Raw genomic sequence first — 11,352 nt, forward strand, 5'->3', positions numbered from 1 at the left:
TGCTGCGGCGGGAGGGCGAACCATCGGGGATCAACCGGATCTACCGGCTTTATCGCGAGGAAGGGCTCACCGTCCGCAAGCGACGAGCCCGCCGCAAGGCGGTGGGGACCCGGGCCCCGATCCTGGTGGAGGCGAGGCCCAATGCGCGCTGGTCGCTGGACTTCGTCCACGACCAGTTCGCCAACGGGCGGCGCTTCCGCATCCTCAACATCGTCGATGACGTCACCAAGGAATGCCTGGGCGCCATTCCGGAGACCTCGATCTCGGGACGGCGCGTCGCCCGCGAACTGACGGCGATCGTCGCACGACGCGGCAAGCAGGAATGATCGTGTCCGACCATGGCACCGAGTTCACCTGCAACGCCATGCTGGCCTGGTGCAAGGACGCAGACATCGACTGGCACTTCATCGCGCCGGGAAAGCCGATGCAGAACGGCTTCATCGAGAGTTTCAATGGCCGGATGCGCGATGAGCTGCTCAACGAGACCCTGTTCTTCGATCTCGACGACGCCCGCACCAAAATCGCTAACTGGGTGCCGACGACAATCTCCAGCGGCCTCACTCGTCGCTGAAATACCTCACCCCCGCGGCCTATGCCGCCCACCTCACCGCAACGGACGACCGGCTATGCAACCCCGACCAGCTCCGCCGATCGTCCGTTGCTCCACCCGCGCCACTTGGCGTACAAAACCCCGAGACTCTAATCGCCGCCGGATGAAACTTCGGTGGCAGGTCAATACCAATCGGCAATCTGCCCCCAGAGATTGCTAGCGCGATCAAAGCAGCGCCTCTCACGCAGACGCTGATTCCGATCTCGGGCGAGGAAAAGTTTTCGCAACAAATCATCAAGGCGGATGAGATTTCGTTCTCCGAAGGAGCGCGAATGACTCTTACCAACCTTGACACCCCCTGGATTGTGGTGGCGGCGCAGCGAATGAAATTTGCGAATCCGGACGCTTACAGCATCATCCAGAGAGATATTTCGAAGCTCAGCGCTGCCAACGGGAGCCCGGGAGCGCCCGGTGCAACGGGGGCAGATCATCCAGGCGAGACAAACAGGACTGGAAATCCGGGCTATCCCGGTGGCCCTGGCGGACCCGGCCTTGCAGGATCTACAAAGCCGCTCCCTGACGTGTATGTCGTCGTTAGCGAACTGCTCGATCCTCGCGGGCCCATTCCACCAGGTCTGCTGAACGTTGTGTTTCTCTTCCGCGGGCTCGATGGCGGGGACAGCGGCAATGGAGGCCGCGGTGGAAATGGCGGTCGAGCCGGAAACGGAAAGGAAGGGGCAACCTCCCTGTTCGACTGCAAGGAGGGCGGCGGACCAGGTGGAGTTGGCGGTGCCGCTGGTGCTGGAGGAAGAGGCGGTGACGCCGGCAAAGGTGGTGACGGAGCTGACCTGGTCTTTGTAACCACGAAGAACAGCTATGACGTGCTTAGTTTCTCCCGGATCAATAACGTGGGCGGTCGCGCTGGCCTGCCTGGACGTGGAGGAGATCCCGGAACGCCTGGACCGGGCGGATCTGGTGCAGGGAGAAATGGCTATTGCCGCGCGACGCCCGATGGTCCTTCCGGTGCTTATCCTAAGCAGATCAATCTGGGCCCTGGTAGTCCGGCCGTCGAAGGACAGAAAGGCACAGTGACAGCTGTGATCCTCTCGTCCGTGGATCCACTCTTCGGTCAGTAGCGGGCGGTGCGTCGGGTGCGTCTTTCTCGCTAAGTGAGAGCGTTGGCGGGCGTGACATGCAGCGTCAGAAGATGGCCGAGCGTATCGACGGCCAAATGCAGCCTCGAACCTTTCTTGCTTGGCGCCGTCGTAAGCTCCGCGGTAAGCGGCAACGAGACCCAAGGTGAGCGTGTCTTTGCCGCTTATGAACAAAGAGGTGCTTCTTATTCCAATCCATGCTCCAGGTGAGGGGTCTGCGCGGAAGGGATCTTTTTAGAGGGATCGCCAGAAATCTTCGTATTGTTCCGCGCCCCGTGGTGGATGCGCACCACGCCATCGGCGAACGTCGCTCTCACCGCCTCACCGATCAGCCGCCATGGCACAGAGTAGGCGTTGCCGTCGATCTCGACCGCGCAGTCGGCCTGCACTGTGGAGGGCGCGCTTCCCGAGCGGCTTGCTCCGACATGCGGCAAGCCAAACCAGAAGAAAGGAACCGCGATCCGCTTCAGTAACATCCTCACCTGAGGCAATAGTGGGGGCAATTAAACTCGCCCGACACCTGCCGACCAACCTGGATAGCGGCCTGGGCGGCCCGGGCCGCTAAGAGGGCACCGTAGGATATATCTTGTGATGACGATCCCACCAAACCGCATGAAAATGGGCCTGCACGACAAATCCCCAAACCCGCCGCATGCCTCCAAGTCGGAAGCGGAAAACTGAATCGTACTGATCCAAGTCAAGCGCCTGCCACCGATTCTGGGCCTCAACTATCAAGTCGGTAACGTCGTGCCCGTGGTGCATCTTGTGACCGGTTTCTGATGAGAATTGGTCAACCTCTTGCCATGTCAATGTCGCGAAGTGTTGGAGCGGCGGGTGGATAGGATAACTTCATCCCATTCGTCTTGCTGCCAGTCACGCGGTTCGTCCCATGACCAACTGTCTTCCCGGTCGCCTTTCGTTATACACCACGTGACCCGTGAGCTAAAACGACTGCCGTCTTTCGCCGCCTTGGGCAGCTTCTCTTGCTCGACAACGTTGCGAGCCAGATGCGGCGCTACGCGCGGCAGAGCATTCGTCGGCGGGGCAGCGAGCTGCCTTGGCTGATCGCTGCCATTCACCTTCGCAACGAATTTGGCTTTGGTAGAATCAAACTTCTCACGGGCGAGCGCCTTCATTCGGGCGCGTGCGTCGCTCTTCTTACCCACCTGCGGCTAGTCGAGCGACGAATAATATTCGTGCATGGCGGCCTGCGTGATAATTGCATTGGAAGCTTGCCCGATAGGCGTATTGCCGCGAGCGTCGAGCCAGGGGGCCTCTTGATGCGTGAGATTACTGAGCCACTGCGCGGTCTTATCTCCGTAGAAATCAAGTGATGGGCCGGGGTCGGGGCCTGGATCACGCCGTCCGCGTTCCTGAAGGCATACTTGGGACGACGCGTGACGATGACGCGGAACTTCGCCGGCTCCACATCCAGACGCTCCAACACGTCCTCGCCGATCAGCTCCTTCTGCTTGCCGGCATGCTCAGCCAATTCTTCCGGCTCAATGACCACTTCGATCCGTTCCGGATGGGGTGCAAAGCCCTTGCGCCGCAGCGGTGCGCGTTTCCCATCCGCTTGCTCACGGCCCTTGCTGACCTGGGCCTTGATCGCGGCGATGCCGGTCTCGATCTCCTCAAAGACAAAGGCCTGCTGGTCGTCATCGATGCTCGCAGAGCCGAGCTTTTCCGATCGTCGGCCGAACCGGGCGCGGTCGAAGGGCTTCAGGATCTGCGTCAGCCGCGCGATGCGCGCATCGGCATCGGCGTTGCGGGCCTTGAGATCGGCGACCTCGCTCTCCAGCGCATCGGCACGGGCCGCCTTCTCGGCCATGGCAAGCACCATGGCCTTCAGCGTCTCTACGTCATTCGGGAGGTCGAGATCGGGCGCCGTCATTGGCCCGACCAGAGCACATTTTGCTCCGGTTCTCTTGCCCTTCAGGCCGCTGCTTCACTTCGCCGCAGCGCTTTTACCCAACAATCTGCGGCGGCTTGACCGCCATGGTCCGGACCCGCTTCCAGTCCATCCCATCCAGCAGTGCCATCAACTGCGCGGGGTTGAGCTGCACCCGATGATGCCCGATCCGCGGCCAGCAGAACTTTGTCTTTTCAAGTTTTAAATAAAGGCACACGCCGGAGCCATCCCACCACACGATCTTGATTCGGTCGGCTCTTTTGGCCCGGAACACATAGAGCGCACCGTCGAACGGATCTGAGCCGGCATCGCGCACAAGCGCAACAAGACCATCGATACCCTTGCGGAAGCCGACTGGATGGCTGGCGAGGAACACCTTCACACCAGAGGGGATCATGCCGAACGGACCGCCCGGATCACCCGCTGCAAGTGCGCCTCGTCGACGTCCACGCCAGCGCGCACAATGACCGTACGCATCCGACGGGCGCCGTCTTGCGTGACGCGAGGTAATTCGCGAAGCGTGTGACCTTAAGTCTAGCTTTAAGGTCATCAGGCGATGCGGGTCGAGCTTTTGGGCGGGCTGGAGCGGCGGCGGCGCTGGTCGCAGGACGACAAGGCGCGGATTGTCGAGGAGACGTTGGTGCCGGGCGCGAAGGTGACTGAGGTTGCGCGCCGCAGCGGTGTTTACCTGGCGTCGACAAGCACGGACATCAGAGCAGGTTATACCATCTTTTGCGCCGGTGCAGATCGTCGCTACGGAGGTGGAGGAAAATCCGAAGCTTTTGCCTGCGTGTGACGGCCGGGTGCGCTCCGTAGCGTCCGCGCGTACTGGATTCATCGAGATTGATCTTGGCAACCAGCGACGCATCCGGGTGGATGCGCACGTCGACCCGGAGGCGCTGGCGCGGGTCCTCGAGGTGCTTGAGCGCCGATGATCGCCATACCGGGTAATGTGCGGGTGTGGCTTGCGACCGGCCATACCGATATGCGCCGAGGCTTCCCGAGCCTTGCGCGTCTGGTTCAGGAGAGCTTGAGGCGTGATCCGCACGCTGGTGATCTTCGTTTTTAGGGCCGCCGCGGCGACCTGATCAAGATCATTTGGCATGATGGCCAGGGCGCATGTCTGTTCACGAAGCGGTTGGAGCGCGGCCGCTTTTTGTGGCCATCACTGGCGGACGGCGTTGTGACAATCAGCGTTGCGCAACTATCCTATCTCCTGTCCGGAATTGACTGGCGAATGCCGCAGGCAACCTGGCGTCCGCAGGCTTCCGGTTAAGCTGTGGCTTATTGACTCACGAGGGAGATCGGTCGCGAACTTTAGCGGCGAATATGATTGATTTGCCCTCGTGACAACGCCTTCCGATCCGCTTCCCGCCGACCTTGCCGCTGCGCACGCAATGATCCTTGCGCAGCGCGAACAACTGGCGCTGGCGAAAAGCGAAGGTAACCCTGCGGTGAGGGCCGCGCTCAGCTAATTTTCGCGTGATTTGTTTCAGTGAGTACCGAACTCAGGTCGAAGCTGGACTAGTAGTTGGGCAACCTGCTCACTCTTCTCGGCTAGTCGTGCGTGGGCGGTTAGTCCCATATGCTCGGTGGCAACGGTATAGAGATAGTCCGCGATTTCGCGCCCGGTTGCCCCTTCGTCCATCAGCATCACGTACGCCCTATCTTGCGTACGTGTCGTATTCGTCGGTGGCCCCTGGTATGCCGTAGACTCCCATAGGGTCCCAGTCACGAAGCAAGACCTCGCGGACACGAGCCCGGTTCTCTCGTGACTGATACTTGTTTCGTCCGTGAGCCATTTTCTGCCTATGCTGCAACTGCCTTTGCCGATGACGGATTCCAATTCCACGGTAGGAGTTCGGCAAGACGGTTCTGCTGCGTCTCAGCGATGCGCGCGAGCACATCGGCGAGCCAAGCTTGCGGATCGACGTCGTTGAGTTTTGCGGTCATGATCAACGTCGCCATGACAGCGGCCCGATCGGCACCACGTTCCGAGCCAGCGAAGAGCCAGGATTTGCGTCCCAGTGCGAACCCACGTAACGCGCGTTCGGCGGCATTGTTGGTCAGACAGATTCGCCCGTCATCGATGAAGCGAGCAAACCGATCGAAGCGGCACAGCATATAGTCGATCGGCTTGGCGACCGACGATGAGTTCGACAGACGGGCACGCTGCTCGCGCAGCCACGCGTCCAGGGCCGCCAGCAGCGGCGCGCTCTGCTCCTTGCGTACGTGCAGACGCTCTTCGGCGCATTTGCCGTTGATGCCGCGTTCGATGTCGAACAAGGCGTCGATGCGCTTGACCGCTTCCAGCGCAATTGGCGAGATCGCTGCCCCGCTTGCCGCGCCGGGCATTGGCGGCGATGCCCGCCAGCTCGAAGAACTGCCGCCGAGCGTGCGCCCAGCACAGTGCGGGAGTGATCGGTCCCGGGGTGCGCGATGGCTCGTACAGCTCATTGTAGCCACTATAGGCGTCCACCTGCAGGATGCCGGTGAAGCCGCAAAGATGCCGGGCGGGATGCTCCTGCCTTCGATCACGGGAGGCGTAATAGAGCGCTGCCGGCGGGGCCCGTCCCCCGAACGGCCGGTCGTCGCGGACGGAGGTCCAGATGTGCCCCTTGACCGTCTGGCCTTTGGCCAGGATCGGCACGATGGGGTGAGTAGGCCGGAGGGATTTCACCTCCAGCCTCTCGCAGAACCGGGCGTGAGACTCTCGCCTCACCCGGCTCCCATCAGGCAAGCTTGCCGCCATCGCCGAGTTGCCAATGCACAAAGAGCCTGCGGTTCTCACGCGCGATCTTCTCCAGGAAGAGACGCGCGCGTCCTGATGGAAGCGCTTGTACTTTCGCTTCAGCCAGATAGCTAACGTCTGGTTGATGTAGCGTGCCAACGGATAAAGCGCTGAGCGCGTGTATTGCCCATAATAACCGATCCACCCCCTAACCATCGGGTTTAGCTCGCGAGCAATATCGTCCAGCGTCACCTCGGTTCGCCTGCGAAGTTTCAAGCCTCGGACCGTCGCCCGCATGGCGTTCAGCGCTGGTTTGCTGACCGCTGGGGTGAACCCACAGAACATCTTCTGCGAATGCGGCCCCAGGACCGATCGTGGCCGGAAGCAATACCCGAGAAAGTCAAACATGACCGTCTCGCTTTTACCTCGGCGTCGATCATCCTTGCAGTAGACGATCCTCGTCTTCGTAGGATGCAATTCGAGGCGGCACTCCGCCAGCCGAGCCTGGAGCGCTTCGCGAACGCTTTGCGCCTCCATCTCATTCCGACAATGTACCAACCCGTCATCCGCATACCGACACCACCTGAGATCGGGGAACATCCGTGCCATCCAGAGATCAAATGCATAGTGCATGAAGAGGTTGGCGAGGATCGGGCTCACCACGCCGCGGCTTCGCTCGATTATCGTTCCATCCTCTTGCACCATCGGCGCTTTCAGCCATCGTTCGATGTAGAGCAGCGCCCATGCACACGTCACATGTTTCCGGACGGCCCGCCGCAGAAGCTCGTGGTCGATATTGTCGAACAGTCCCTTGATGCCGAACTCTAGAACCCAATCGTACTTCCAGCACCGCTGTCGCGTCACGCCTACGGCATCGAGAGCCGATTTACCGGGTCTGTAGGTAAGAATCCGCCAGAAAGATTGTGTCGAGAGTCGGCTCAATTAGTTGTTTGACAACCGTCTGTGCCACGCGGTCTGCCACAGTGGGCACCCCGAGGATCCTTTGGCCCCCACTCTTCTTTGGAATGGACACGGCGCGAACAGGCGGTGAGAAGTAAGCGCCTGAGCTCATTCGATTCCAAATCTTGTAGAGATTGCTCTTCAAGTCGGACTCGAACTGCTCAATCGTCACTCCGTCGACACCGGCTGCGCCACCATTGGATCGCACCTGCAGATATGCTTCGTACACCTCTTTCTTGTCGATATTGAACGGTTTGCTCGGCTGGTTCACCGTCGTCCTCCTGTTGTCAGTTGCGACGATGGCCAGCCCACCTGATCCGATCCCTTCGCTCCGGCCCCATTACGAGCCTTCGTCGCTAATACGGATCGGTCCGTCCCAGTGCTCCGCGTCGGTAATCTCGCCTCGCGGTCTTCTCCGCTTGTGCTTCTCCCTTTCCATCGGAGCGACTGGTTCCTGCAGTTCCGTGGCAGCGCCTGCATCCGATTCACGCCCCCTCAACGCCGGTCGCCGCCCGCCCGGTCATCAGGCTTCCGGCGGACTGCTCCCAGAAGGACGACACACCTCTGGTTTTGACGACGATCTCCACGTTACGACGGTTCATCGGCGGGTTCATTTTCATTCGTCTCTCGGACGCATATCCGTTCGGGTATCCCCGACCGTTAGCTTCAACGCTCACGACCACGCCTCTTAAGCGAAGCCACTTGAAGTGATTTGAGACCTACTCCTGAAAGTCGATCCCGAGGGGCCTGCCCTCATCGCTGCCGCAGCTTATGCCCACAGATTTTCAGATCATCTCGATCATCCTTTTTGTGTGCTTCTGCAGCACACTATCATCGGCATGCAGCCGTTCGGCGGAGAGCACGTGGCGCTCGATCAGCTGGTCAAGCGGCTGCAGTCCCGCCGCACAGACCCCAACCTGGTCGGCGAGCGTCGACAGGCTGAGATCGATGCCTTCCCGGGCGTAGCGTTCACTCTGCCGGTTCAAGGGCTGATGCTGGCCGAACTTCTCGAACAGGATCATGGCCAACAGATTGGGCCCCGCGAAGCCGCGCGGCGTCACATGGAAGGGCGCCGGCGGCTGCGTGATCCTCTCGCAATCCGGGCACGAGAACCTCTCCCGCACGGTCTGGATCACCTTCCACTGCCGCGGGATCACATCCAGCGTCTCGGTGATGTCTTCGCCCAGCTTCGACAGCCTCAATGACCCACAGCATGGACAGCTCTCCGGTGCCGGAATGACAATACGCTCGCGCGGCAGATGATCGGGGAAGGGTTTGCGGGAGGGACGCTTGCGCTGGAAGGACTGGATGGTCTGCGTCCTGGCCGCCGCCTTCTCGGCTGCCAGTCCGTCTTCGGTTGCCGCCGCTTCCAGCTCTTCGAGCTCAAGCTCCATCTGCTCCAGTAACCGCGCCTTACGCTCCGAGCGGCCGCCGTAGAGCTGGCGCCGCAGCTTCTCGATCTCGAGCTTGAGACGATGAATCAGGGCTTCGGTGTTCGAGAGGTCCGCTATCGCATTGGCGGCCTCCGCCTTGGCGCTCGTCGCTTCGGCTTGGGCGCTGGTCGCCGCAGCTTGCGCCTTTCTAGCAGCCGCTTCCGCTTGCAGGCGTGCCGCGCGCTCGGCGAGGATCATCGCTTGCGCGGCGGCCAGATCGGTGGGTAGCGATTCAGGGGCAGTCACGCCGGCGATGGAATCACATCCATCACCATACGCAAGCCAAAAGCACTACCCGATCGATGTTGGTCGCCACTTCTCTTGGGGGTGTCGCCAATCAATCCCGGACAGCAGATAGCCGAGTTGGGCGGACGAGATCGTCACCGCGCCATCGGCCGGGCTCGGCCACAGGAAGCGGCCCCGTTCCAAGCGCTTCGTGAACAGGCAAGCACCCTGGCCATCGTGCCAGATCACCTTCAGCAGGTTACCCCGACGACCTCGGAAGCAAAACAGATGACCGCCCAGTGGATCACGCTGCAGAATCTCCTGGACCTGCAAGGCCAGTGACGGAAAGCCCTTCCGCATGTCGGTATAGCCGGTCGCAAGCCACACCCGCACGCCGGTCGACAACGGGATCATCGTGGTCGCCCATCGGCCAGCACCGCCACTGCTGCCGTCAGCCTCGCCTTATCGACCGCACCCGTGATCCGCAACCGTGTCCCGTTCGCAAACTCGATCTCGATCGCCCCACAGCTCCCAGAGAGCGCCGTCAAAGTTTGCTGTTCTGGTGCAACCGAGACCGCAGCAAAGCGGACTTCGTCATCCGGTCTGGACGCCGCCTCGGTCCCTCTGGCGAGGGCTCCCGTGCGCGCCTGCCGCCGCCGAACGGTGAGCGGATTGGGTGGACATCATGTCGCCGCGCAACCTCGACAACACTGGCCGCCGGCGCCAAACTCTCCTCCACGATCCGAAGCTTCTCAGCAGTAGTCCACCGCCGTCGCCGTTCCGGACCGGATAGAACCGTAACTGTCGTCACGTTTCTCATTTGCTTGCAAATTGATGAGCAAACCATCTCATGCGTGAGCACAATCCTGAAGGCGGTCCTTGCCGGGGGCTTAATGCTCTCGTCCCCCCAGCTTCTGATTAACTTATGTAGGATTTCCCGTTCAGTAGCGGAGAACAGATGCAGTTCGTCAACGAACACGAAGCCTTTTTCAATCGGTCCCACGTATTACCGTTTAGAAAGGAATTGAAGTCGGCCACCATTTGAATCGACGCTAAGCGTTTTCATATCCGATAGTTCTTTGCGATAGCGGCGATGAAAAAGCGATAAAGGTTTGAGAGCCGGGCAATTCTAAAACCGCAAGCCTCGTCACTGGAATGCAGAATGGAAAAGTCTTGGAACGAGCGAAAGACATGCTCAGTAGAGATGCCATAGATCCTGCGCATTCGAACGACATAACCAAATTCGGGCTCTCCACAAAATCTCATTGAGAAAAAACTGGCTGTCGCCCAATCCTCGTAAGGCGTTTCTCGCGAGCCTTTCGAAGTGCGGGCTTACTGATTTCCCCTGCGCAGTGAGGATTTGTAGCAGGGCTCCAAGAGTCAAGTTGTTTGCTGAAGTGATTAGAGACAGCTCTCTTAGTTTTGGCTCCAACTGACTTTACCGCAACTTAAACTGATTAATGCACTTCCCCAGAACTGTCGCAAACTCTTCTTCTCTCAACCACTGAATGAGCTCCTCTGCTCTGTCGTGAGCTCCTCTGCTCTGTCGGCTGGAAGGTCGCAGACAGCGCACAGCTGCTGTGCAAGTTCAGTTTTCCGATGGTCCAAGTAAGTCGGAATCCAAAACTGAGCGAAGTAATCCTCGAAAGTATATATCGGCAAGTAGGAGACGGATCGACAGCGTCATGACGGTCGGCGAGCAGGCTCGGTCATTTGAAGGGGAGTTCGTCCAGCCTCCCTTTCAATGCCCGTTTCTCCAAACGGTCGGCTTGAACGCACATTGGACCGACTACCTTGGAGGCGTCAAACCAGCGTGCCGAGATGCCTCACCTCTTTGTTCAGAGATGTGATGATGCTTACCCTGTGGTAAAAAGTCCTCCGTTGAGGGTGTTTTTCGATCACGAGATGTGATTCTGCCAATTCGGCTACTTGTCCGCCTACAAGACCTCAGTTGGAACACCATCGCGAAGAATGTTCGCGCATGGACAGACAAATGTCGAGTTCATGAAATCGATGTCTTGAAGTGGCTCGCGCGGCGGGATGAATTGCCAATCGCTGCGTGATGCCTCGTGTTGCGAACAAAACATTTGCTGAAAAACTGAGAAGTGCAATGGCCTTCGGGCTCGAGCCGCTCGCGAGAGCGGCTCAAGCTTTCTCAAAGGATAAACTTCACGCGTTCCCGGACTGTCTTCTGACCCTGCTGTTCAATTGGCTGAACGCGCGGGTCGACGCCGACAAGCAGGTCACTCCGTATGTCGGTGTGGCCAGTCGCAATCCACACCCGCACGGCCGGCGGAACCGGAATCATCCAGCCCGACCGCACCAAGGCGTTCGGCGACGTCTCCGGGCAGCGCCTGTGGTGCAGATGGAAATCGCGCTACGAAATC

At 59.9% G+C, this 11,352-nt stretch carries 7 protein-coding genes and 8 pseudogenes; 4 read left to right on the forward strand and 11 right to left on the reverse strand.

Translation table 11 applies throughout. The features are described 5' to 3' along the window. Both I6F35_RS38955 and I6F35_RS38960 read left to right on the forward strand, forming a co-directional pair. A pseudogene (locus I6F35_RS38955) lies at positions 1-717 on the forward strand (IS3 family transposase); the annotation flags it as partial. Positions 718-1,237: 520 nt separating this feature from the next. Further along, a complete protein-coding gene (locus I6F35_RS38960; protein WP_225122879.1) occupies positions 1,238-1,411 on the forward strand; it encodes a hypothetical protein in 174 nt (57 codons plus the stop codon). A 316-nt stretch (positions 1,412-1,727) separates the two neighbouring features. Here I6F35_RS38960 and I6F35_RS38965 read toward each other — a convergent pair. From I6F35_RS38965 to tnpB (I6F35_RS38985), 5 genes and pseudogenes are all read right to left on the reverse strand, one after another. Beyond that, positions 1,728-1,818: pseudogene (locus I6F35_RS38965) on the reverse strand (IS5/IS1182 family transposase); the annotation flags it as partial. A gap of 71 nt (positions 1,819-1,889) precedes the next feature. Beyond that, on the reverse strand, positions 1,890-2,180 hold the full coding sequence (locus I6F35_RS38970) for a hypothetical protein (protein ID WP_225122880.1): 291 nt from the start codon (positions 2,178-2,180) through the stop codon (positions 1,890-1,892). A gap of 330 nt (positions 2,181-2,510) precedes the next feature. Continuing rightward, complete coding sequence (locus I6F35_RS38975) at positions 2,511-2,840, reverse strand: hypothetical protein (RefSeq protein WP_225122881.1); 330 nt, start codon at positions 2,838-2,840, stop codon at positions 2,511-2,513. A 197-nt stretch (positions 2,841-3,037) separates the two neighbouring features. Further along, positions 3,038-3,598, reverse strand: a pseudogene (locus I6F35_RS38980) (IS66 family transposase zinc-finger binding domain-containing protein); the annotation flags it as partial. Positions 3,599-3,671: 73 nt separating this feature from the next. Continuing rightward, the gene (tnpB, locus tag I6F35_RS38985; protein ID WP_225122882.1) at positions 3,672-4,013 is read right to left on the reverse strand and encodes an IS66 family insertion sequence element accessory protein TnpB; all 342 of its coding nucleotides are present in this window, start codon (positions 4,011-4,013) and stop codon (positions 3,672-3,674) included. 159 nt (positions 4,014-4,172) lie between these two features. Between tnpB (I6F35_RS38985) and I6F35_RS38990 the strand changes: the two genes are divergently transcribed. Then, positions 4,173-4,412: a transposase gene (locus tag I6F35_RS38990; protein ID WP_225122883.1), complete on the forward strand. Its 240-nt coding sequence runs from the start codon at positions 4,173-4,175 to the stop codon at positions 4,410-4,412. A gap of 135 nt (positions 4,413-4,547) precedes the next feature. Then, a pseudogene (gene tnpB / locus I6F35_RS38995) lies at positions 4,548-4,892 on the forward strand (IS66 family insertion sequence element accessory protein TnpB). A gap of 533 nt (positions 4,893-5,425) precedes the next feature. On the opposite strand, the pseudogene I6F35_RS40065 reads toward tnpB (I6F35_RS38995), so the two are convergent. From I6F35_RS40065 to I6F35_RS39025, 6 genes and pseudogenes are all read right to left on the reverse strand, one after another. Continuing rightward, positions 5,426-6,266, reverse strand: a pseudogene (locus I6F35_RS40065) (IS66 family transposase); the annotation flags it as partial. 82 nt (positions 6,267-6,348) lie between these two features. Then, positions 6,349-7,578, reverse strand: a pseudogene (ltrA, locus tag I6F35_RS39010) (group II intron reverse transcriptase/maturase). A gap of 214 nt (positions 7,579-7,792) precedes the next feature. Continuing rightward, positions 7,793-7,927: a hypothetical protein gene (locus tag I6F35_RS40395; RefSeq protein WP_275945544.1), complete on the reverse strand. Its 135-nt coding sequence runs from the start codon at positions 7,925-7,927 to the stop codon at positions 7,793-7,795. Between the two features lie 207 nt (positions 7,928-8,134). After that, positions 8,135-8,938: pseudogene (locus I6F35_RS39015) on the reverse strand (IS66 family transposase); the annotation flags it as partial. A 93-nt stretch (positions 8,939-9,031) separates the two neighbouring features. Continuing rightward, the gene (gene tnpB / locus I6F35_RS39020; protein ID WP_225122884.1) at positions 9,032-9,379 is read right to left on the reverse strand and encodes an IS66 family insertion sequence element accessory protein TnpB; all 348 of its coding nucleotides are present in this window, start codon (positions 9,377-9,379) and stop codon (positions 9,032-9,034) included. Between the two features lie 259 nt (positions 9,380-9,638). Further along, a pseudogene (locus I6F35_RS39025) lies at positions 9,639-9,785 on the reverse strand (transposase); the annotation flags it as partial. Positions 9,786-11,352: the final 1,567 nt, after the last annotated feature.

Origin of the sequence: Bradyrhizobium sp. BRP22, assembly GCF_020194175.1 — a bacterium.
Lineage (GTDB): Bacteria > Pseudomonadota > Alphaproteobacteria > Rhizobiales > Xanthobacteraceae > Bradyrhizobium.

What these genes read in the sequence shown, in the direction of transcription:
- I6F35_RS38975 (WP_225122881.1), bottom strand. Translation starts at nt 2,840, where the DNA reads ATGAAGGCGCTCGCCCGTGAGAAGTTTGATTCTACCAAAGCCAAATTC.
- tnpB (WP_225122884.1), bottom strand. Translation starts at nt 9,379, where the DNA reads ATGATCCCGTTGTCGACCGGCGTGCGGGTGTGGCTTGCGACCGGCTAT.
- I6F35_RS38970 (WP_225122880.1), bottom strand. Translation starts at nt 2,180, where the DNA reads ATGTTACTGAAGCGGATCGCGGTTCCTTTCTTCTGGTTTGGCTTGCCG.
- I6F35_RS40395 (WP_275945544.1), bottom strand. Translation starts at nt 7,927, where the DNA reads ATGAAAATGAACCCGCCGATGAACCGTCGTAACGTGGAGATCGTCGTC.
- tnpB (WP_225122882.1), bottom strand. Translation starts at nt 4,013, where the DNA reads ATGATCCCCTCTGGTGTGAAGGTGTTCCTCGCCAGCCATCCAGTCGGC.
- I6F35_RS38960 (WP_225122879.1), top strand. Translation starts at nt 1,238, where the DNA reads ATGGAGGCCGCGGTGGAAATGGCGGTCGAGCCGGAAACGGAAAGGAAG.
- I6F35_RS38990 (WP_225122883.1), top strand. Translation starts at nt 4,173, where the DNA reads ATGCGGGTCGAGCTTTTGGGCGGGCTGGAGCGGCGGCGGCGCTGGTCG.